Source organism: Frigoribacterium sp. AC759 (assembly GCF_979256015.1).
Genome location: NZ_CEEDMT010000001.1, coordinates 31,006 through 52,531, shown reverse-complemented (window position 1 = coordinate 52,531; position 21,526 = coordinate 31,006). Strand labels below are relative to the sequence as shown.

Annotated in this window: 17 protein-coding genes; 11 read left to right on the top strand and 6 right to left on the bottom strand. The window is 72.0% G+C overall.

Going from position 1 to position 21,526, the window contains the following annotated elements; genetic code table 11:
* Positions 1-26 precede the first annotated feature (26 nt).
* The 7 genes from hrpA (at position 27) to arfA (ending at position 11,198) form a co-directional block, all read left to right on the top strand.
* The gene (gene hrpA, locus ACZ6JE_RS00225) at positions 27-3,887 is read left to right on the top strand and encodes an ATP-dependent RNA helicase HrpA (protein WP_464317889.1); all 3,861 of its coding nucleotides are present in this window, start codon (positions 27-29) and stop codon (positions 3,885-3,887) included.
* Between the two features lie 103 nt (positions 3,888-3,990).
* Entirely contained in the window at positions 3,991-5,001 is a 1,011-nt protein-coding gene (locus ACZ6JE_RS00220; protein ID WP_464317888.1) for a LacI family DNA-binding transcriptional regulator, read from the top strand.
* Between the two features lie 151 nt (positions 5,002-5,152).
* Entirely contained in the window at positions 5,153-6,049 is an 897-nt protein-coding gene (locus ACZ6JE_RS00215) for a glucose 1-dehydrogenase (protein ID WP_464317887.1), read from the top strand.
* Positions 6,050-6,214: 165 nt separating this feature from the next.
* A complete protein-coding gene (locus tag ACZ6JE_RS00210) occupies positions 6,215-7,582 on the top strand; it encodes an extracellular solute-binding protein (RefSeq protein WP_320478568.1) in 1,368 nt (455 codons plus the stop codon).
* Positions 7,583-7,763: 181 nt separating this feature from the next.
* On the top strand, positions 7,764-8,669 hold the full coding sequence (locus ACZ6JE_RS00205) for a carbohydrate ABC transporter permease (RefSeq protein ID WP_243215217.1): 906 nt from the start codon (positions 7,764-7,766) through the stop codon (positions 8,667-8,669).
* The gene (locus ACZ6JE_RS00200; protein ID WP_464317886.1) at positions 8,666-9,577 is read left to right on the top strand and encodes a carbohydrate ABC transporter permease; all 912 of its coding nucleotides are present in this window, start codon (positions 8,666-8,668) and stop codon (positions 9,575-9,577) included. Before ACZ6JE_RS00205 ends, ACZ6JE_RS00200 begins: the two co-directional genes overlap by 4 nt.
* Positions 9,578-9,662: 85 nt before the next feature.
* Entirely contained in the window at positions 9,663-11,198 is a 1,536-nt protein-coding gene (gene arfA, locus ACZ6JE_RS00195; RefSeq protein WP_192059482.1) for an arabinosylfuranosidase ArfA, read from the top strand.
* Between the two features lie 138 nt (positions 11,199-11,336).
* Here the strand turns inward: arfA and ACZ6JE_RS00190 are convergent, their stop codons facing one another.
* Positions 11,337-11,741, bottom strand: coding sequence for a hypothetical protein (locus ACZ6JE_RS00190; protein ID WP_192059480.1), 405 nt, complete (start codon positions 11,739-11,741; stop codon positions 11,337-11,339).
* 38 nt (positions 11,742-11,779) lie between these two features.
* Positions 11,780-12,406, bottom strand: coding sequence for an FMN reductase (msuE, locus tag ACZ6JE_RS00185; protein WP_464317885.1), 627 nt, complete (start codon positions 12,404-12,406; stop codon positions 11,780-11,782).
* Between the two features lie 159 nt (positions 12,407-12,565).
* Here msuE and ACZ6JE_RS00180 point away from each other — a divergent pair, with 159 nt between their 5' ends.
* A complete protein-coding gene (locus ACZ6JE_RS00180) occupies positions 12,566-13,339 on the top strand; it encodes a class I SAM-dependent methyltransferase (RefSeq protein ID WP_192059476.1) in 774 nt (257 codons plus the stop codon).
* 119 nt (positions 13,340-13,458) lie between these two features.
* Here the strand turns inward: ACZ6JE_RS00180 and aztD are convergent, their stop codons facing one another.
* The 4 genes from aztD to aztB are packed head-to-tail and all read right to left on the bottom strand — an operon-like array spanning position 13,459 to position 18,098.
* The gene (gene aztD, locus ACZ6JE_RS00175) at positions 13,459-14,718 is read right to left on the bottom strand and encodes a zinc metallochaperone AztD (protein ID WP_464317884.1); all 1,260 of its coding nucleotides are present in this window, start codon (positions 14,716-14,718) and stop codon (positions 13,459-13,461) included.
* Between the two features lie 41 nt (positions 14,719-14,759).
* Positions 14,760-15,734, bottom strand: coding sequence for a zinc ABC transporter substrate-binding protein AztC (gene aztC, locus ACZ6JE_RS00170; RefSeq protein WP_414655437.1), 975 nt, complete (start codon positions 15,732-15,734; stop codon positions 14,760-14,762).
* Complete coding sequence (locus ACZ6JE_RS00165) at positions 15,731-17,152, bottom strand: ABC transporter (protein ID WP_464317883.1); 1,422 nt, start codon at positions 17,150-17,152, stop codon at positions 15,731-15,733. Before ACZ6JE_RS00165 ends, aztC begins: the two co-directional genes overlap by 4 nt.
* Positions 17,127-18,098, bottom strand: a complete 972-nt coding sequence (gene aztB / locus ACZ6JE_RS00160; protein ID WP_464317882.1) for a zinc ABC transporter permease AztB — start codon at positions 18,096-18,098, stop codon at positions 17,127-17,129. The genes ACZ6JE_RS00165 and aztB overlap by 26 nt, the downstream gene beginning before the upstream one ends.
* A gap of 51 nt (positions 18,099-18,149) precedes the next feature.
* Between aztB and aztA the strand changes: the two genes are divergently transcribed.
* The 3 genes from aztA (at position 18,150) to kynU (ending at position 21,367) form a co-directional block, all read left to right on the top strand.
* Complete coding sequence (gene aztA / locus ACZ6JE_RS00155) at positions 18,150-18,821, top strand: zinc ABC transporter ATP-binding protein AztA (RefSeq protein ID WP_320477084.1); 672 nt, start codon at positions 18,150-18,152, stop codon at positions 18,819-18,821.
* A gap of 162 nt (positions 18,822-18,983) precedes the next feature.
* Complete coding sequence (locus ACZ6JE_RS00150; protein WP_464317881.1) at positions 18,984-20,042, top strand: amidohydrolase family protein; 1,059 nt, start codon at positions 18,984-18,986, stop codon at positions 20,040-20,042.
* A 119-nt stretch (positions 20,043-20,161) separates the two neighbouring features.
* Positions 20,162-21,367 (top strand): kynureninase, encoded by a 1,206-nt coding sequence (gene kynU, locus ACZ6JE_RS00145; RefSeq protein WP_464318169.1) that lies wholly within the window; start codon positions 20,162-20,164, stop codon positions 21,365-21,367.
* The last annotated feature ends 159 nt before the right edge of the window (positions 21,368-21,526 follow it).

The following is a 21,526-nucleotide window of genomic DNA, read 5'->3' as shown; positions in this document are numbered from 1 at the left end:
CCGTGAGCGCTTAAGCTGGAACGCCCATGATCCCCACCATCACGTACCCGCCCGAGCTCCCGGTCAGCCAGAGGCGCGACGACATCGCCACCGCGATCCGCGACAACCAGGTCGTCATCGTCGCCGGTGCCACCGGCTCGGGCAAGACGACGCAGCTGCCGAAGATCTGCCTCGAGCTCGGCCGCACGAAGATCGGCCATACGCAGCCCCGCCGCATCGCCGCCCGCACCATCAGCGAGCGCATCGCCGAAGAGCTCGGCGACGAGGTCGGCGGTGTCGTCGGCTACCAGGTCCGGTTCACCGACAAGGTCGGCGCCGACACGCAGATCAAGCTGATGACCGACGGCATCCTGCTGAACGAGATCCACTTCGACCGCGACCTCACCCGGTACGACACGATCATCATCGACGAGGCCCACGAGCGCAGCCTCACCATCGACTTCCTCCTCGGGTACCTCAAGCAGCTCCTCCCCCGCCGCCCCGACCTCAAGCTCATCATCACGAGCGCGACCATCGACCCGCAGTCGTTCTCGAAGCACTTCGGCGACGCCCCCATCGTCGAGGTCTCGGGCCGCACCTACCCGGTCGAGGTCCGCTACCGGCCACTCGTCGCCGACGACACCACGGGCGACGACGACGGCGACACCGACCCCGACGACGACCGTCAGGAGGCGCGGGCCGGCGACCGCAGACAGCGCGCCGACGACAAGGACTACCTGCAGGGCATCAACGAGGGCCTCGACGAGCTCGCCCGCGAGAGCACCGGCGACGTGCTGGTGTTCCTCAGCGGCGAGAACGAGATCCGCGACGCCGAAGAGAGCATCCGCGGCCGCAACCTGCCGCACACCGAGGTGCTGCCGCTCTACGGCCGCCTCAGCGCCGCCGATCAGCACCGCGTCTTCCAGCCCAGCGCCACCGCGGGCACCCGCCGCCGCATCGTCCTCGCCACGAACGTCGCCGAGACCAGCCTCACCGTGCCCGGCATCAAGTACGTGATCGACGCCGGCACCGCCCGCATCAGCCGCTACTCGACCCGCGCCAAGGTGCAGCGCCTCCCGATCGAGGCCATCTCGCAGGCCAGCGCCAACCAGCGCTCCGGCCGCTCGGGCCGCACGAGCAGCGGCATCGCGATCCGCCTCTACAGCGAGACGGACTTCGAGAAGCGCCCCGAGTACACCGAGCCCGAGATCCTCCGCACGAACCTCGCCGCGGTCATCCTGCAGATGATCTCTCTCGACCTCGGCGACATCGCGGCCTTCCCCTTCCTCCAGCCGCCCGACTCCCGCGGCATCAAAGACGGCCTCGACCTGTTGCGCGAGCTCGGCGCCGTCACCCAGGGCGGCAACATCACCCGCATCGGCAAGCAGCTGACCCGGCTGCCGATCGACCCGCGCCTCGCCCGCATGGTCGTCGAGTCGAAGACGCACGGCACGACCCGCGAGGTGCTCGCCATCGTCGCGGCCCTCAGCATCCAGGACCCTCGCGAGCGCCCGCTCGAGAGACGCGCCCAGGCCGACGAGAAGCACGCACGGTTCCGCGACCCGGCCGGCGACTTCATGACCCTGCTGAACCTCTGGAACCACCTCGAAGACAAGCAGAAGGAGCTCAGCGGCAACGCCTTCAAGCGCCTCTGCCGCGACGAGTTCCTCAACTACCTGCGGATCCGCGAATGGCAAGACGTATACCGCCAGCTGTCGCGCGCCTCCCGCCCCCTCGGTCTGCACATCGGCGAGCGCAGCACGAACCCCGACGGGGTGCACCGCAGCCTGCTCGCCGGTCTGCTCAGCCAGATCGGCCTGTTCGACCCGCAGAAGAAGGACTACGTCGGGGCGCGGCAGTCGCGTTTCGTGGTGTTCCCGGGCAGCGCGCTCGCGAAGAAGCAGCCCGCGGCGATCATGAGCGCCGAGCTGGTCGAGACGAGCCGCCTGTTCGCGCGCGTCAACGGCGCCATCGACCCCGCGTGGGCCGAGCCGCTCGCCCTCGATCTCGTGAAGCGCAGCTACGGCGAGCCGCACTGGGAGAAGAAGCAGGGCGCCGTCGTCGCCTACGAGCGGGTCACGCTCTACGGCGTGCCGATCGTGCCGAGGAGGCGCGTGCAGTTCTCGCGCATCGACCCGGCCTACGCGCGTGAGCTGTTCATCCGGCACGCCCTCGTCGAGGGCGACTGGGAGTCTCAGCAGGCCTTCGAGCGCAAGAACGAGCAGCTGATCCGCGAGCTGACCGAGGTGGAGGAGCGCACCCGCCGCCGCGACATCCTCGTCGACGGCGACGCGGCGTTCGAGTTCTTCCAGCGGCGGATCCCGGCCGACGTGTTCAGCACCCGCGACTTCGAGGGCTGGTGGCGCAAGGCGCAGAAGGACACCCCCGATCTGCTGACCATGACGGCGGCCGACCTGCTCGGCGACGACGAGCCCGACGTCGACGAGCAGGGGTTCCCCAGCACCTGGCAGCAGGGCGACCAGACGCTGACGCTGCGCTACCGGTTCGAGCCCGGCGCCGACGACGACGGCGTGACGGTGGTCGTGCCCCTGCCGCTGCTGCCGCGCCTCCGTCCGGTCGGGTTCGACTGGCAGGTGCCGGGTCTCCGCGACGAGCTGGTGACCTCGCTGATCAAGTCGCTGCCGAAGCAGATCCGCAAGAACGTCGTGCCCGCCGCCGACTGGGCGAAGAAGATCACCGACGAGCTGCCCGACGCTCCCCCGGCCGACACCGCCGAGCCGTTCACGGCGACCCTCGCGGCGGTCATCAAGAGGCTCACCTACACGCCCGTCGCGGTCGACGACTTCGACCTCGATCGCGTGCCCGCGCACCTCCGGGTGTCGTACGCCGTGGTCGACGACCGCGGTCGCGAGGTCGGCAGCGACAAAGACCTCGGAGCCCTGCAGCACCGGCTGCGCGACGCCACCCGCGACAGCGTCGCGCGCGTCACGCAGGGCGGCGGTCGCGACGCCCGCCGTCGCGGAGGCCGAGGAGGCGCGGGTCGGGTCGCCGACGCCGGTCAGCGCCCCGCGAACTCCCTCGAGCGCACCGGCATCACCTCGTGGGACTTCGACGAGCTGCCCGCCGTGGTCGACACCCGGCACGGCGACACGGTGATCCGCGCGTACCCGGCGCTGGTCGACCACGGCGACTCCGTCTCGATCACGCTGATGGCGACGCCGGTCGACCAGGCGCAGGCGACGCCGAAGGGCGTGCGGCGACTGCTGATGCTCGCGACCCCGTCTCCGATCGCGTACGTGCAGCAGCACCTGACGAGCCCCGAGAAGCTGATCCTCGCGACGAGTCCGTACCAGAACACGGCGGCGCTCTTCGCCGACTGCCTCGTCGCGGTCGTCGACGACGTCCTGTTCCGGGTGAAGCCCGACGGCATGGTGATGACCAAGAAGGAGTTCCTCTCGGCCCGCGACCGCGTCTCGAGCGCCGTCATGGACCAGATGTTCCAGACCGTGTCGCTGGTGGCGCGCACCCTGACGGCCGCCCGCGACGCCGACAAGGCGCTCAAGGGCGCGACGTCGATGAACCTCCTCGCGGCGCTGACCGACATGCGCCAGCAGCGCGATCGGCTCGTCCACCCCGGCTTCGTCTCGGCGACCGGGCTGCAGCAGCTGCAGCGCGTGCCGGTGTACCTCGTCGGCATCACCCGGCGCACGACGAAGCTGCTCGAGAACCCGCAGCGCGACCGCGTCTGGCTGAGCGAGGTGCAGCAGGCGACCGAGCGGTACGAGACCGCGGGCGGGACGTTCCCTCTGCCCGACACCGCGCCTCCTGCACTCGCCCGCGCGCGGTGGATGCTCGAGGAGTTCCGCCTCAGCCTGTTCGCTCAAGACCTGCGGCCGAGCGAGAGCGTCTCGCTGCAGCGCATCGTGAAGGTGCTCGCCTCGGCCTGAGCAGCTCCGACGCCGAGACCCCGCTCATCCGCCGAGACCCCGCCGCGCGCGCCGGGGTCTCAGCGCGTTCCCGGGGTCTCGTGGCCGCGACTAGCCTTGGCGCATGCGCGCGACGGTGAAGGACGTGGCGGCACTCGCCGGGGTGTCGCCGAAGACCGTCTCGAACGTCATCAACGGCGTCGTGTTCGTGCGACCCGAGACCCGCGAGCGCGTCGAACAGGCGCTGGCCGAGCTCGACTACGTGCCGAACCTCAGCGCCCGGGGGCTCCGCAACGGACGCACAGGGTCGATCGCCCTGGCGTTCCCCGACCTGACCACGCCGTACAGCGCCGAGATGTCGCACTGGTTCGTCGAGGTCGCGCACGAGCGCGGCTGGGCGGTGCAGCTCGAGCAGACCGGCACGCGCCCCGAACGCGAGGGCGAGCTGCTGCTGCGCGGCAAGGAGCACCTCGTCGACGGTCTCGTGCTCAACCCGACCAGCCTCGACGAGAGCGCGATCGTCGGCGCCGAGAGCCTGCCCCCGCTCGTCGTGATCGGCGAGGTCGAGCAGACCCTCGTCGACCAGGTGCGCGTCGACAGCGTCGCCGCGGCCCGCGACATGACCGAGCACCTGATCGGGCTCGGCCATCGCCGCATCGCCGTGCTCGGCAGCTCGGGTCGCGACTTCGACACGGCGACGGCGCGCGCCCGCACCCAGGGCTGGTCCGAGGCCATGGCCGCCGCCGGCCTCGCGGTCGACGAGGGCCTGCGCTGGTCGTGCGACGCGTGGTCGCCCGCCGCCGCCTCCGCCGCCGTGACCGAGGCCCTCGCCCGGCACGACGCGCCCGACGCGCTCTTCTGCTTCACCGACTCGCTGGCCATCGGCGCCGTGCACGCGCTCTGGTCGGCGGGCCTCCGCGTGCCGGGCGACGTGTCCGTCGCCGGGTTCGACGACATCGCCGACGGCCGCTTCGTGCTGCCGCCGCTCAGCACCGTGGCCCTCGACAAGCGGCTGTTCGCCGAACGCACCCTGGAGCTGCTGGCCGCCCGCATCGCCGAGCGCGACCGGCCGACCGAGCTCGTGATCATCCCGCACACGATCGTCGCGAGAGCCAGCACGGCTGCACGCCGCTGACCGGCTGGTCGACCGCCCGGGCCGCCCCGCGCCTCCTGCCGTTCCGTTCGTCGTCGGGATAGACGACGGCCGTTCTCCAGCGGCCCCCTCACGAGGAGGCGCGGCGAGGCCTACCGTCGGACCTCCCCTGCCGAGATCGAGAGGCTCCACCATGTCTGCAGACCAGTACGCATTCGAAGACCCCACCAAGAAGTTCGCCGACATCACCCCGAAGGCCCAGTACCTCGAGGGCGCCGGCACCGATGAGGAGCTCAGCTCGCCCGCCGACCACGGCGAGGAGACCTACCGCGGCTCGGGCCGCCTCGAGGGCCGCAGGGCTCTCGTCACCGGCGGCGACTCGGGCATCGGCGCGGCCGTCGCCATCGCCTACGCCCGCGAAGGCGCCGACGTCGCCATCAGCTACCTCGCCGAAGAGAAGGAGGACGCTCAGCGGATCGTCGCCCTCATCGAGGCCGCCGGTCGCAAGGCCGTCGCCCTGCCCGGCGACATCAAGAGCCGCGAGGTGTGCCTCGACATCGTGCAGAAGACCGTCGACGCGCTCGGCGGCCTCGACATCCTCGTGAACAACGCCGGCAAGCAGCAGCACGTCGAGGACTTCGCCGACCTCGACGACCAGAACTTCGACGACACCTACAAGACCAACGTGTACGCCATGTTCTGGATCACCAAGGCCGCCCTGCCGCACCTCGCCCCCGGCTCGACGATCATCAACACGACGTCGATCCAGGCGTACCAGCCGGCCCCGATGCTCGTCGACTACGCCTCGACGAAGGCCGCGATCAACACCTTCTCGAAGGGTCTCGCCATGCAGCTCGCGCCGAAGGGCATCCGCGTCAACGCGGTCGCGCCCGGCCCGATCTGGACCCCGCTGCAGCCCGCGGGCGGTCAGCCGTCCGACGCGCTGCCCGACGTCGGCAGCCAGACGGCCCTCGGCCGCTGGGGCCAGCCGGCCGAGCTCGCCCCCGCCTACGTGTTCCTCGCGTCGGGCGAGTCGAGCTACGTCGTCGGCGAGACGCTGCACGTCGACGGCGGCATGCCCACGCCGTAGGCGTCACGTCCGCCGAGGAGGCGCGGGTCGGGTCGCACCCGGCCCGCGCCTCCTCGCGTCCCACCCCACGGGCCACTCCGCGACGACGCCGGAGAAAGCTCTTGCGTTTGTATTACAACGATGTAATGCTGTCGGCAGTCGACGACTCACAAAGGAGTGAACCCGATGACCCCACGTTCCACGACGCCCGGCACACCGAGCGAGGCATCCGCGCCCCGCAGCCTCAGCCGCCGCAATCTGCTGGTCGGCGGTGCGGCCCTGCTGGGCGGCGCCTTCGCCGTCGGCGGTCTCGCCGGCTGCTCGACCGGGGTCACGGCCGGCTCCGGCGGTGTCGCGAGCCTCAGCTTCTGGCATCTGCTGAGCGGGGGCGACGGCATCAAGATGTCCGCCCTCGTCGACGAGGCCAACGCCCAGAACCCCGAGTTCGAGGCCACCCAGACGGTGCTCGCCTGGGGCACGCCGTACTACACGAAGCTCGCCATGGCCTCGGCCGGCGGCCGCGCCCCCGACGTCGCGATCATGCACGCATCCCGCGTGCCCGGCTACGCCCCCGGCGGACTGCTCGACCCGTGGGACGTCGAGAAGCTCGCCTCGTACGGCGTGCGCGAGCAGGACTTCGCCCCCGCCGTCTGGAAGGCCGGCTTCAGCGGCGACGAGCTCTTCTCGGTCGCCCTCGACTCGCACCCGTTCATCCTCCTGTACAACACCGAGATCGCCGAGAAGGCCGGGGCCCTCGGCAGCGACGGGCGCCTGGTCGAGATCACGAGCCCCGAGCAGTTCCTCGAGGTCGCCAACGCCATGCAGGCGGTCACCGGCAAGCACGGCGCCTCGTGGGGCTACCTCAATGACGGCGCCCAGCTGTGGCGCATGTTCTACACGTTCTACAAGCAGCAGGGCGCCGACATGGTGCTCACCGAGGGCGGAACGGTCGAGTACGACGAGGCGGCCGCCGTCACCGCTCTCGAGTTCATGCAGAAGATGACCGACGGCACGGCGATGGCCACCGCGAGCGACATCCAGTCGGGCATCGCCGAGTTCGTCAGCGGCGACAGCGGCATGCTCTTCACCGGCGTGTGGGAGGTGCCCAGCGCCCAGAAGGCCGGCATCCCGTTCGACGCGAGCATCATCCCGACCCTGTTCGGCACACCCGCCGTCTACGCCGACTCGCACTCGTTCGTGCTGCCCCGACAGGGCGAGGTCGACGAGGTGAAGCGAGAAGACGTCTACAAGATGGTCTCGACCATCCTGAAGGACTCCATCTCGTGGGCCGAGGCCGGTCACATCCCGGCGTACGGACCGGTCGTCGACAGCGCGGCCTACGCCGAACTGCAGCCGCAGGCCAACTACGCCGAGGCGGCCGAGTACCTCAACTACGACCCGCCCGCCTGGTTCAGCGGCTCGGGGTCCGACTTCCAGACGTACTTCCTCGACACGGTGCAGTCCGTGATCCTGTCGAAGAACGACGCCGCCGCGGGCATGCGCGCGTTCGTCGCCCGCGTGAACACGCAGCTCTCGCGACCGGCACCGGTGTGACCGGGCCCACCCGCTCCTCCTTGGCCCAGGCCCTCCAGGAGGCGCGGCTCCAGCGGTCGTCGCACCCGGCACCGCAGCACCCCACGACGCACGACGACGAAGGAGTCGACCTGTGACCAGCACGACGGTCAAGGCCCCCGCGGCCGCGCCGGGCACGACGCGATCGGCGGCACCCGCACGGGTGCGGACCGGCTCGCGCCTGAAGCCCGGGGCCCACAAAGACAACCGGATCGGCTGGGGGTTCGCGGCGCCGTTCGCGATCCTCTTCGGGCTGTTCCTGGTCTGGCCCGTCATCCACGGGCTGTACCTCAGCTTCACCGGGCAGAGCCTCACGGGCTCGGGCGGCGAGCTGATCGGCGTCGCCAACTACGCCGAGGCCTTCGCCGACGGCGACATGTGGCGCTCGATGGCGAACACTCTGTGGTTCACCGTGCTGAGCACGATCCCGCTCGTCGTCGTCGCCCTGCTGCTGGCGCTGCTCGTCAACACCGGTCTGCCCGGTCAGTGGCTCTGGCGGCTGAGCTTCTTCCTGCCGTATCTGCTGGCGTCGACCGTCGTCTCGCTGTTCTGGATCCAGCTCTACAGCCCCACGCTGGGGCCCATCAACAACGTGCTCGCGACCCTCGGGCTGCCGCAGCCGGCCTGGCTGCAAGACCCCAGCACGGCCATGATCGCCGTCGTCGCGACCACCGTGTGGTGGACGGTCGGCTTCAACTTCCTGCTGTATCTGGCCGCGCTGCAGAACATCCCCGACCAGCAGTACGAGGCCGCATCGCTCGACGGCGCCGGTCGGTGGCGCTCGCTGCTGTCGATCACCATCCCCCAGCTCGGCCCGACCACCGGTCTGATCGTCATCCTGCAGATCCTCGCCTCGCTGAAGGTCTTCGACCAGATCTACCAGATGACCACCGGCGGCCCGGCGGGCAGCACCCGCTCGGCCGTGCAGTACATCTTCGACACCGGGTTCACCGGCTACCGGTTCGGCTACTCGTCGGCCATCTCGTACATCTTCTTCGCCCTGATCATCGTCATCTCGGTCGCGCAGTTCGCCATCGCCGCGCAGCGCCGGAAAGGAGCCCAGCGATGACCGCCCCCGCCGTCGCCCCGGGCAGCGGACTCCGCGCCCCCACCGCCGACCGGGCCCCGCGTCCGCACAAGCCGGGTCAGCGCCGGTTCGGCCCGCTCGCCGTCGCCAGCGTGATCGTCCTGATCGTGCTCGCCGTCCTCTGGCTGCTGCCGTTCCTCTGGTCGCTGTCGACCTCGTTCAAGAGCGAGGCCGACGCCGCGGCGACACCGCAGACCTGGCTGCCGGCCGGAGGCTTCACCCTCGACGCCTACCGCGCGGTGCTGACCGAGGGCAACATCCCCGTCTGGCTCTTCAACAGCCTGCTGACCTCGATCGTCATCACCTTGATCGTCGTCGCGACCTCGGCTCTCGTGGCCTACGCGTTCTCGCGTCTCGACTTCGCCGGCAAGAAGTGGCTCTACGTCGCGACCATCGCGTCGATCATCATCCCGCCGCAGGTGCTGATCGTGCCGCTGTTCTACCAGATGCTCGCCTTCAACATGGTCGACACGTACTGGGGCGTGATCCTGCCGCAGGCCATCGCGCCGGCCATGGTCTTCGTGCTCAAGAAGTTCTTCGACCAGGTGCCCATCGAGCTCGAAGACGCGGCCCGCGTCGACGGCGCCGGCCGGATCCGGGTGTTCTTCACCATCCTCCTGCCGCTGTCGCGGCCCATCCTCGGCGCCGTGTCGATCTTCGTGTTCATCGGCGCGTGGAACAACTTCCTCTGGCCGTTCATCGTCACGAACGACTCCGCCCTGCTCACGCTGCCGGTCGGGCTGCAGACCATCGAGAGCGCCTACGGCATCCAGTACGCCCAGAACATGGCGTCGGCGATCCTGGCCGCGCTGCCGCTCATCCTGGTGTTCCTGTTCTTCCAGCGGCAGATCATCAAGGGCATCTCGACCACCGGCTTCGGGGGGCAGTGACCACCCGACCCGCGCCTCCCCCATCCCTCTCCGACCACGACACCGCACACACGTCATCGCACGCCACGACCTCCTGAGGAGTCCCATGTCCACCGCCCGCATCACCGTCGACCGCGAGTTCACGATCGGCGAGGTCCCCCGCCGCATCTTCGGCTCGTTCGTCGAGCACATGGGCCGCTGCGTCTACACCGGCATCTACGAGCCCGGTCACGCCACCGCCGACGAGAGCGGCTTCCGCCACGACGTCCTCGAGCTGACCAAGGAGCTCGGCGCCACCGTGATCCGCTACCCCGGCGGCAACTTCGTCTCCGGTTACAACTGGGAGGACGGCGTCGGCCCGGTCGACCAGCGCCCCCGCCGACTCGACGGCGCGTGGCACACCGTCGAGACGAACGCCTTCGGCCTGCACGAGTTCGTCGAGTGGTCGAAGCTGGCCGGCACCGAGGTCATGGAGGCCGTGAACCTCGGCACCCGCGGCGTCGACGCCGCCCGCGAGCTCGTCGAGTACGCGAACCACCCCGGCGGCACCGCCCTCAGCGACCGCCGCATCGCGAACGGGGCGAAGGATCCGTTCGACATCAAGCTCTGGTGCCTCGGCAACGAACTCGACGGCCCGTGGCAGATCGGCCACAAGACGGCCACCGAGTACGGCCGCCTGGCGCAGGAGGCCGCGAAGGCGATGAAGTTCGTCGACCCGACCATCGAGCTCGTCGCCGTCGGCAGCTCGGGTCGCGGCATGCCCACCTTCGGCGCCTGGGAGCACGAGGTGCTGACCCACGCCTACGACGAGGTCGAGTACGTCTCGATGCACGCCTACTACCAGGAGCACGACGGCGACGCGAAGAGCTTCCTCGCGACCGCGGTCGACATGGACGCCTTCATCGAGGAGGTCGTCTCGACCATCGACGGCGTCAAGGCGGCCGGCAAGCACAGCAAGCAGGTCGACATCTCGTTCGACGAGTGGAACGTCTGGTACCAGACCGGCCTCGACACCGACGACCAGCCGCACAACGTCTCGAAGGGCTGGGTCGAGCACCCTCGCCTGATCGAGGACCAGTACAACGTCACCGACGCCGTCGTGGTCGGCACGTTCCTCAACTCGCTGCTGCGCCACGGCGACCGGGTGAAGATCGCGAACCAGGCGCAGCTGGTGAACGTCATCGCGCCGATCCGCAGCGAGCAGGGCGGGCCGGCCTGGCGTCAGACGATCTTCTGGCCGTTCGCCCGCATGGCGGCGCTCGCGTCGGGTCAGATCCTCCGCACGCTCGTCACGAGCGACAAGGTCGACACGGCGAAGTACGGCGACGCCGACCTGGTCGACGTCAGCTCGACCTACGACGAGGAGACCGGGCGCGTCGCGTTCTTCCTCGCGAACCGCGGTCTGGACGAGGCGGCGGACGTCGAGCTCGCTCTGCGCGGGTTCTCGGGCGCACGCGTCACGCGCGCCGAGCTGCTCACGGTGCCCGAGGGCGGCGACCGCTTCACCTCGAACACCGAGCAGGCGCAGGACGCCGTCGGCCTGGTGCCGCTCGAGGGCGTCACCGTCGACGGGGGCTCGGCGCGGCTGACGCTGCCCGCCCTGTCGTGGGCCGTCGTCGAGTTCGAGGTCGGCAAGGCGTAATCCCCGCGGTCGTCACCGAGGAGGCGCGGCGCCGGTTCGACCGGCACCGCGCCTCCTGCGCTCCGCGAGACCCCACGGAATCGACGAGACCCCCGTGCGCGCACGGGGGTCTCTGCGTTCTCGTGGGGTCTCGGCGATTCAGCCGCGGGGGCGGAACAGCCGCGAGATGCTGTCGCGCACCGACTCCTCGATGGTGTCGGTGAAGCCGTTCGCCATGCCGAGCGCGTCGGCGGGGGCGGAGGCCGCCGTCATCGACGCCACGAGACGCTCACCGTGGTACGCCCGCGCCGCCTTGACCGACGCGAAGCCCAGCCCCAGCGTCGCGGCCGCCTCGGCGAGCAGCTCGGTGCGCTGTTCGTCGGTGCGGGTCAACGCGTCGGCGAGGGCCGTCACCGACGGGTCGTCGAGCCCGTCGGCCACCCACTGCTGCGCGCGGAGGGGCAGCGCCCCGGGGGCCAGCATGCCGAGCAGACGCTTCGCCTCGTCGTCTCGGAGCTCGGCGCGGGCGACCCCCGCGTCACGGGGCGTGGGCGAATCGGTCATGCTGCGACGATACCGGTCGGCCGGGCGCCGCCCGCGTCTCAGCTGTACAGCCGGGTCGGCGTCGCCGCGGCTCCCTCGAGCTCGGGCGCGACGTCGTCGTCCCGCTCGCCGAGCAGCTCGCGTTCGATGCGCTGCTTCTCGGCGATGCTCGACCGGATCAGGGGCAGCCCGCGCGCGATGGCGTTGCGGATCCGCTCCTGCAGCAGAGGGGCGGTGACGCGCCGGTCGGTGAAGTCGCTCGCGTGGGCGTAGACGCCGAGCGGCAGGGTCAGCGCCTGGAAGAACCCGAACAGCGGTCGCAGCGAGTGCTCGAGGATCAGCGCGTGCCGCTCGCTGCCGCCGGTCGCGGCCAGCAGCACGGGCACGTCGACGAGGGCGTACTGCTCGACGAAGTCGAAGAGGTGCTTGAACAGACCGGTGAAGGAGGCGCGGTAGACGGGCGAGGCGGCGATCAGCAGGTCGGCGGACTCGATGGCGCGGAGCTCGCGCTCGACGCGTTCGTCGAGCTGGTCGCGGGTGAGGGCGCCGGCGAAGAGCGGCCCGAGCTCGCTCACCCGGATGACATGGCGCTCGATCGGCAGCACCTCGGCGAGCTCGTCGAGGATGGCGTCGACCAGGGCGTCGGTCTTGGACGGCGTGCTGAGGGTGCCCGACACGGCGACCACGCGGAGCGGCTTCTGCGCGGCCGGTGAGCCCGTCGGTGCAGGCGTCGCTGCTGGAGGCGTCGGTTCAGGCGTCGGTGGAGGCGTCATCCGGACCATGCTCCCCCTCCATGCGGCGTAACAGTCGCACTGTGACGCAATGAGTCGTGCGACAGTGAGCCGGTGACGCATCAACCACTCGAGCACGGGTTCGACCCGGCCAATCCCGATTCCGATCTCGCCGCGTCGTTCGGCCTCGCCGCCGACGTGTACGAGCGCGGCCGACCGTCGTACCCGACGGAGGCCGTCGAGTGGCTCCTCCCGAGCGGCGCCTGTCACGTCGTCGACCTCGGTGCGGGCACCGGCAAGCTGACCCGCGTGCTGCTCGGCCGGGTGCCGGCGGTCACCGCCGTCGAGCCGTCGGAGGGCATGCGGCAGCAGCTCGAACGGGTCGTGCCCGCGGCGACGTCGGTCGCCGGGTCGGCCGAGTCGATGCCGCTCGACGACGACTCGGTCGACGCCGTGTTCGTGGCGCAGGCCTGGCACTGGGTCGACCCGGCACGGGCCGTGCCCGAGGTCGCCCGGGTGCTCCGCCCCGGCGGGACGCTCGCGCTGATCTGGAACATCCGCGATGAGAGCGTGCCCTGGGTGGCCGAGCTCAGCCGCGTGATGCGGCAGCCGCGCGAGCGCGACATGCAGTCGGACGCCCCACCCGTGGGCGCGCCGTTCGGCCCGATCGAACGGCACGACGTCGCGTGGGTGCACGAGATGGAGCGCGCCGACTTCCTCGACATGATCGCCTCGCGCAGCTACGTCATCACGCTGTCGCCCGGCGAACGCGCCGAGCTGCTCGCCCGGGTCGAGCATCTGCTCGACACCCACCCCGACACCCGGGGGCTCGCCCTCGTGCGGGTGCCGTACGTCGCCCGCTGCAGCCGCGCGGTGCTGCCCGGCTGACCGGCCGGCACCGCGCCTCCTCGGCTCCTAACCCGCTCGCCACCGGTCGGCGGGCACGACGACGCGAGCGGGACACCGCTGCCTGCGGTGCCTCGCTCGCGTCGCGATGCCGTTGGTGATCAGCCGGTGACCACCGCGATCTCGTTCGGGACCTCGGGCAGCTCGGTCGTGGCGAGCACCTCACCGGTGGCGACGTCGACCGCGTGGATCGACGACGCGGCCGTGTCGGTCACGTAGGCGGTGCCGCCCTGCACGATGAGGGCCGGGTGGGCGTCCTGCCACTCGGCCGGGCCCTCCCACGGGTCGATCACCGGGTACGAGGCGGTCTCGGCCCCCGTGGTCTCGTCGAGCACGTGCAGTGCGCCGTCGGTGCCGAGCACGACGATCTCGTCGTCGGGGCCGCGGGCGACGTCGCGCCAGGTGTACTCGACGCCGTCGGGCAGGTCGACGACCGTCGCGGTCTTCGCCTCGGTGTCGGTCAGCACGAGCCGGTGCAGCTCGTAGCCCTCGGCGTCGGGGTCGTCGTTGTAGTCGCCGACCGCGATGGGCGACGTGTCGGTGACGTACGCGTTGCCGGTGCGGCCGTAGGCGTCGGGGGCGTCGATCTTGGTGAACGCCCCGTCGTCGTAGACCAGCACGCCGTCGGTGCAGCCGAAGACGACGCGCTCGTCGGCCGCGGTGCCCTCGCCGTGGACGGACGGGCATTCCTCGCTGCGGGCGATCTCGGTGCGGTCGGCGTCGAGCGCCCGCGCGCCGGTGCGCTCGTCGGGGGTGCCGATCGTGGTCAGCAGGGTGCCGTCGGCGAGCTCGATCGAGACGCCGTGGTGCGCCTCCGGCGAGGAGATCGTCTCGGTCTCGGGCAGACCGCCGCTCGTGTCGAGCAGATCGGCGGAGTCGAAGACCGTGGTGTCACCCGTGCCGTCGGCGAAGAGGATCGTCCGGCCCTCGTGCCGCACGACGTGCCCGGGGGTGTCGCCCTCGAAGACGAGGTCGGTGAGCTCGGGGTCGGCGACGCGGTGCGCGCCGTCGGCGGTGGTCCAGGCGCCGGTGTCGAGCACCTGCCAACCGCCCGCGGTCGAGACCAGCACGTGACGACCGTCGCCGGCCGGGTTCAGCCGGTTGAAGCCCGCGAGGTCGATGTCGGCCTCGGTCTCGAGGGTCGCGCCGTCGAGCACGTAGAGGCCGCCGTCGTAGGTGAGGGCGATGCGCGGCTGGGCCGAGTCGACCTCGGCGCCCGCGGTCGTCGACGGGTCGTCCGCCGCCGGTCCGGAGCCCGACGAGCAGGCGGTGAGCAGCAGCGCCGACGAGGCGACGGCGGCGAGGGCGAAGGAGGCGCGGCGCACGCGGCGCGATCCCCTGCGGTCGAGGAGGTGGTTCATGTGTTCCTTTCGGTGGGGGCCGGTCGCCCGGACGCGAGGCGTCACGGCGACAGGCCGGTGGCGATGCGCTCCGTGTTCGTGCGCATCATCTGGAGGTAGGTCTCGGCGCCCTCGCCGGGTTCGCTGAGCGACTCGGTGAAGAGGTCGACGACGGCGACGTCGACCCCCGCCTCGTCGGCCAGCACCCGGGCGAGGCGGTCGGGCTGCGACGAGTCGGCGAAGATCGCGCGCACACCGGTGCGGTCGATCGCCGTCACGAGGTCGTCGAGGTCGGAGGCGCTCGGCGCGGCGAGGGTCGTCCCGCTCGGCACGACCGCTCCGATCACGTCGAAGTCGTAGCGCTCGGCGAGGTAGCCGAAGACGTGGTGATTCGTCACGAGGGCGCGCTGGCCCTCGGGGATGCCCGCGAACGCGGTGGTCATCTCGGCGTCGAGGCTCTCGAGCTCGGCCGTGTACCGGTCGGCGGCGGTCTCGAGCGCGGTGACGTCGACGTCGTCGCCGAGCTCGGTCTCCAGGGCGTCGGTCACCCCCGCGACGACCTCGACCATGCGGGTCGGGTCCGTCCAGAAGTGGGGGTCGTCGAGACCCTCGGCGTCGCCGTCGGCGTACACCAGCGGATCGATCAGGTCGCCGGCCTCGACGGTCGGCACGCCGTCGGCGGCAGCCGCGTCGACGTGCTGCTGCAGACCCTCCTCGAGCCCCAGCCCGTTGCTGACGACGAGGTCGGCTGTGCGGATGCGGGCGGCCTCCTGCGCCGATATCTCGAACGAGTGCGGGTCGGCGTTCGGGCGCATCAGCGTCATCACCTCGACCTGGTCGCCGACGAGCTCGCCCACGACGTCGCCGAGGATGTTGGTGGTCACCACCACGAGCGGGCGATCGGCGGCCGGCGTCGCGCAGCCGGCGAGCAGGCCGATCGCGAGCATCGTCGCGGTGGCTGCGGCGGTCGTGCGGGCGACCCTCCTGGCGGTGGCGGTCGCGGCGGTGGCGCGCGCGGTCGTCCGAGCCGCCCTCATCGGCCGGTCTCCGCGGCGAAGGACGGCGCGTCGACGTGGTCGAAGGTGCGCGACACCCGGCCGCCGTCGGCGTAGTCGATCTCGAAGACGGTGCCCTCGAGCGGGCCGTTCAGGTAGGCGCGGCTGGCGTCGACCGAGAGCGAGACACCGTGCAGGGCGGTGTCGTCTGCGACGGTGGAGGGCAGCAGGGGGTCCGTGGTCGCGACGAACCCGTCGTCGCGGGTGAGCACGACGACGCGCCCCGAGGTGTCGAGCCCGACGACGTGGCCGTCGGAGTCGTCGACGGCCGACACGCGTACGAGCGGCGCGGGGGTCTCGACGAGCGACCAGCTGCGCTCGCGGGTGTCGAGCAGCCAGGCGCCCCGGTCGCCCGCGACCGCCGCGACGGTCGGTCGGCCGCGACGTCCGTCGAAGGCGACGGCGCGCTCGTCGGCCGCGACGGCCTCGGGGTACGGGATGCGCTCGAACACGACCGGAGCGGAGGCCGCGGCGTCTGCGGCGTCGGACCCGGTCGCGCCCTCGCCGGCAGCACTCTCGTCGGCAGCCCCCTCGCCGTCGCCGGCATCGGCTGCGGCCTCGTCCGTCGTGGCGAGCAGGGCCCCGTCGGCGCAGCCGATCACGACGCCCACGCGGGTCTCGATGCTGCCGCGGGGGTCGACGCACTCGGCCTCGGCCCCCTCGACGAGTCGCCCCTCGCGGTCGAGCACCGCGATGACGTCCGGCCCGAGGTCGGCCACGGTGCTCGACAGCAGCGAGTCGCCGAACGGCACGAGCACGCCCTCGCCGCCGAGGGCACCGGTGCCGGCCCCGTCGAAGCGGGCCACCTCGTCGATCTCGCCGGCGCCCAGCGCCTCGGTGTCGAGCACGATCTGCTCGCCCGAGGCCGGGAACCGCACGGTGGTGAGATCCGCGCCCGGCACGACCCGCGCCTCCTCGGCTGCTCCTGCCGTCGCCTCGATCGAGCCGACCTGCCGGGCCTCGGCGCGGTAGTAGTGCGAGTGGTCGCCGTGGTCGACGGTCCAGACCCCGGTGTCGACCACGTCGACCGTTCCGGAGGCGCGGGTCGCGAACACGAACCGCCCGTCGGTCGAGAGACCGTCGGCCGGCTCCAGCTCGGCCACCGTCTCGTCGTCGCCGGTGAGCAGGTCGAGCAGGTCGACACGGCCCTCGGGGTCGATCGTGGCGAGTCTCAGCTGCGGTTCGCTGCCCTCGCTCGCTCCCTCGACGTAGCCGTGCGGGGTCGAGGCGTCGGTCGGCGCGGCGTCGTCGGAGCCGGTGTCGGAGCCGGACGACGAGCCGGGGGCGCTGCAGGCCGTGAGGACGACGAGCGTCGCGGCGGTCGCGGCGACGAGCGCGAGCGGACGGGTTCGGCGAAGGGGGCGCCGGGTCGGGTCAGACGAGGGGTCGTTCGGGTGCACGGAGGCCTTTCGGACGGGTCGGCGTGCCGACTTGGGCTGAGGTCGGCGTGCCGACGGGGGCGGAGGTCGAGGGGCCGACGGGGGCGGAGGGTGCCTCGCCGGGAGGAGGGGTCGCTCCCGGGCGGACCGCGACGGCGGAGACGAGGCGGCGGACGACGGCCGAGAGCGGCACGAGCGCGACGGCCACGCCGGCGATCGAGGCCCCGGCTGCCGTCCCGGCGTGCCAGGAGACGAGCAGCCCGACGAGGGCCGCGAGCGATCCGAACGCGGTCGCGAGCAGCATGGTCGAGGGCACCCGGCGCACCCAGTGCCCGGCGGCGACGGCCGGGGCGAGCAGCAGGGCGACGACGAGCAGCGACCCGACGGCCCCGTACGACGCCACCACGGCGATCGTCACGAGACCGACCAGCGCCACCCGGGCGAGGCGGGGTCGGAGACCGAGGGTCGAGGCGAGGCGCTCGTCGAACGCGAGGGCCACGAAAGGACGGTGCAGCACGGCGGCCAATAGCACGACGAGCACCAGGGCGCCGGTCATCAGCAGAAGGTCGCTCGTCGAGATCGCGAGCACGTCGCCGAAGAGGATGGACGTGACGTCGGTGGCGAAGGTCCGCGAGCGCGACACGATGACGACGCCGAGCGAGAGCATGCCCACGAAGAGCAGCCCGATCGCGGTGTCGGCGCCGATCTTCGCCCGCCGCTCGACGACGCCCACGCCGACGCTCATCACGAGGGCGCTGACGGCCGCGCCGACGACGACGGGCAGGCCGAGCAGCGCGGCGAGCGCGACGCCCGGCAGCATGCCGTGGGCCATCGCCTCGCCGAGGAACGCCATGCCGCGCAGCACGACCCACGTGCCGACGACGCCGCAGATGGCGGCGACGAGCACGCCGCCGAGCAGGGCTCGGAGCACGAAGGAGGCGCTGAGGGGATCGGTCAACCAGGTCACGATCGACGACTGTACATGAAAACGATTATCACTATGGATAGGCTGGGGATCATGAGCACGCCGCCCTCCGCCCCTCCGCCGTCACCCCTGGCCGTCCGCGGGCTGACCGCCGCTCACGACGATCGGCGCGTCGCACTGCACGCGGTCGACCTCGAGCTGCCGCGCGCCGCCGTCACCGCGCTCGTGGGGCACAACGGCTCGGGCAAGTCGACTCTGCTGGCCGTGCTGGCGGGCACGCACCTCCCGACGAGCGGCTCGGTGGACCTGCCGGGCGTGTCGTCGATCGCCTGGGTGGTGCAGCGCAGCGCGGCGCCCGACCGGCTGCCGGTCACGGTGCGCGACGTCGTCGGCATGGGCCGATGGCGCTCGCTCGGGGCCTGGCGCCGCCCGACCCGCACCGACCGCGCGCTCGTCGACGGAGCCCTCGAGCGGCTCGGCCTCGGCCCGCTCGCCGCGCGCCCCTTCGGCGAGCTCTCGGGCGGGCAGCGGCAGCGCACCCTGCTGGCGCAGGCGCTCGCCCAGCAGGCCGACCTCGTGCTGCTCGACGAGCCGGAGGCGGGGCTCGACGCCGACGCGCAGGGCATCGTCGCCGAGGTGGTCGCCGCCGAGGTCGCCCGCGGGGCCACCGTCGTGCACGCGACCCACCACGAGTCGTCGGCGGGTCGGGCCGACCGGGTCGTGCACCTCCGCGACGGACGGGTGATGCGCGTCGCCGATCGCTGAGGGGCGGAGCGGGGCCGGTCTGCGGTGCCGGCACCGCGCCTCCTGGGCTCCCCGCACCCGACGAACGGGCGGAACGGGCGACTCCGGCCGAGGCGGGCCGCCGGCCACGACCGCTTCGGCCGGACACGCCCGCTTCGCCGGGCGGCAGCATAAAGTCGACCCATGACCCAGGAGGCGCGGTTCGTCACGGTCGATCACGCCTGGTCGGGTGCGTGGTCGGGTCGCTCGGTGGTGCGCGTCTCGGGCGACATCGACCTGCTCGGTCCGCCCCGCGCCGTGCACGACGGCCTGCCGCATCTGCCCGGCACGCTGCTCGCGCCGTTCACCGACTCGCACGTGCACCTCGGGCTGATCGATCCGCTCGCCCTCGCCTCCGGCGGCATCGCCCGGGTCGACGACCTCGGCTGGGATCCGGACACCGCGTCGCTCTGGCCCGAGCACGGGCGCCTCGACCCCCGCTGGCCCGAGGTGCGCGTCGCCGGCGGCCTGCTCTGCCCGCCCGCCGGCTACCCGAGCCGCGCCGGGTGGGCACCCGACACAGCATCCGTGGTCGTGACCGACGCCGCGAGCGCGAGACGCGAGGTCGAGCGGATGCGCGACCTCGGGGCGTCGTTCGTCAAGATCAGCCTCAACTCCGACGACGGGCCGGTGTTCGACGACGTCACGCTGCGGGCGATCGTCGACGCCGCCAACGAGCATCTGCTCGTGCCGGTCGCTCACGTGCAGGGGGTCGGGCAGGCCCGACGCGCCCTCGCGGCCGGAGTGGCCCGCTTCGCGCACACCCCCTTCAGCGAGCGTCTCGACGACGAGCTCGTCGAACGCCTCGCCGCGCGCACCAGCTGGATCAGCACCCTCGACATCCACGGACACGGCCGAGGAGGCGCGGCGCACGACATCGCCGTCGAGAACCTCTCGAGGTTCCGGGCCGCCGGCGGTCACGTGCTGTACGGCACCGACCTCGGCAACGGCGATCTGCCCGTCGGGGTCAACGCGCGCGAGCTGCGGGCCCTGCAGCGGGCCGGGCTCGGCCTCGGTCTGCTGCTGCACGCGCTGACGGCGGGCGCTCAGCTCGGCGGAGCGGGCGAGAGCGGTCGCGGCACCTCGCGAGCCACCTGGATCCCGACGCCGCCGCCCCGACCCGACGACCCCGGCGCCGCCGCCGACTGGCTGGCCACCGCCACCGTGATCACCCCCGACACCCTGCTGGAGAAGACCTCGTGACCCGCGCCTCCTCGACCCCCGGCCCTGCCGACTCCGCCGCCGACATCGGCACCGGCACCTCTGCCGCCGCCGTCGTCTCTGACGCCACCGACTCCGCCGCCGCTCCCCCGACGCCCGAGCTGCCGTCCGAGCAGCTCGACGCCGCCGATCCGCTCGCGCGGTTCGTCGACCGGTTCGCACCGGCCGGCGACGTCGTCTCGTACCTCGACGGCAACTCGCTCGGGCGGCCGCTGCGGGTCACGCCCGAGAGGATCGCGTCGTTCGTGCGGCACGACTGGGGCAGCCGGCTGATCCGCTCGTGGGACGAGCAGTGGATGGCACGGCCCACCGAGCTCGGTGACCGCATCGGGGCGGCGGCGCTCGGAGCCGCCGCAGGGCAGACGGTCGTGGGCGACTCGACGACGGTGCTGCTCTACAAGGCGATCCGGGCGATGCTGGCGGCGAGGCCCGACCGGCACGAGATCGTGATCGACGACGACCAGTTCCCGACCGACCGCTTCGTCGTCGAGGGCATCGCCCGCGAGCGGGGGGCCACCGTGCGGTGGGTGCACGTCGACCCGGCTCTCGGCGTCACGGTCGACCTGCTGGCCGACGTGGTCGGGCCGGACACGGCGGTCGTGCTCGTCAACCACGTCTCGTACCGTTCGGGCTACCTGGTCGACATGCCGGCGATCACGCGACTCGTGCACGACGCGGGCGCGCTGGTGCTGTTCGACCTGTGCCATTCGGTCGGCGTCGTGCCGATGCGGCTCGACGAATGGGGCGTCGACGTGGCCGTCTGCTGCACGTACAAGTACCTGAACGGCGGGCCCGGGGCGCCGGCGTTCCTCTACGCGCGGAGCGATCTGCTGCCGTCGCTCGAGCAGCCGATCCAGGGCTGGATGGGAGCGGCCGACGTGTTCGCGATGGCCGACGGCTACACACCGGCGTCGGGCATCCGGCGGTTCATCAGCGGCACCCCGCCGATCGTCGGCATGCTGCCGCTGGGTGACATGCTCGAGCTGGTCGAGGAGGCGGGCATCGACGCGATCCGCGCCAAGTCGCTCGCGCTGACGGACTACGCGTTCGAGCTGGTCGACGCGTGGCTGGTGCCGCTCGGGGTCGAGGTCGCGACGCCGCGCTCAGCCGAGTCGCGGGGCAGTCACGTGACGGTGCGGCACCCGGCGTTCCGTGCCGTCGTGGCTGCGCTCTGGGAGGAGGGAGTCGTGCCCGACTTCCGCAACCCGGACGGGCTGCGCATCGGACTCTCCCCGCTCTCGACGACATTCGCCGAGGTGCGGGTCGGCGTCGCGGCGATCCGCACCGCGCTGCTCGCCGGCGCCTGACGCCTGACGCCTGACGCCGCGCCGCGCTCTTCGTCACCTGACGCCGCGCCGTGCTCTTCGTCACCTGACGCCGCGCTGCCGCCGCTACGCACCTTGCCGAAGAACCGCGTTCGCGAAGATGAACCGCCGTATATCGCGGTTCATCTTCGCGAACGCGGT

Excerpts from the sequence above, each read along its gene's own strand:
- hrpA (WP_464317889.1), top strand. The coding sequence starts at position 27 with ATGATCCCCACCATCACGTACCCGCCCGAGCTCCCGGTCAGCCAGAGG.
- arfA (WP_192059482.1), top strand. The coding sequence starts at position 9,663 with ATGTCCACCGCCCGCATCACCGTCGACCGCGAGTTCACGATCGGCGAG.
- aztD (WP_464317884.1), bottom strand. The coding sequence starts at position 14,718 with ATGAACCACCTCCTCGACCGCAGGGGATCGCGCCGCGTGCGCCGCGCC.
- ACZ6JE_RS00220 (WP_464317888.1), top strand. The coding sequence starts at position 3,991 with ATGCGCGCGACGGTGAAGGACGTGGCGGCACTCGCCGGGGTGTCGCCG.
- aztA (WP_320477084.1), top strand. The coding sequence starts at position 18,150 with ATGAGCACGCCGCCCTCCGCCCCTCCGCCGTCACCCCTGGCCGTCCGC.
- aztC (WP_414655437.1), bottom strand. The coding sequence starts at position 15,734 with ATGAGGGCGGCTCGGACGACCGCGCGCGCCACCGCCGCGACCGCCACC.
- ACZ6JE_RS00190 (WP_192059480.1), bottom strand. The coding sequence starts at position 11,741 with ATGACCGATTCGCCCACGCCCCGTGACGCGGGGGTCGCCCGCGCCGAG.
- ACZ6JE_RS00200 (WP_464317886.1), top strand. The coding sequence starts at position 8,666 with ATGACCGCCCCCGCCGTCGCCCCGGGCAGCGGACTCCGCGCCCCCACC.
- ACZ6JE_RS00210 (WP_320478568.1), top strand. The coding sequence starts at position 6,215 with ATGACCCCACGTTCCACGACGCCCGGCACACCGAGCGAGGCATCCGCG.
- ACZ6JE_RS00150 (WP_464317881.1), top strand. The coding sequence starts at position 18,984 with ATGACCCAGGAGGCGCGGTTCGTCACGGTCGATCACGCCTGGTCGGGT.
- ACZ6JE_RS00215 (WP_464317887.1), top strand. The coding sequence starts at position 5,153 with ATGTCTGCAGACCAGTACGCATTCGAAGACCCCACCAAGAAGTTCGCC.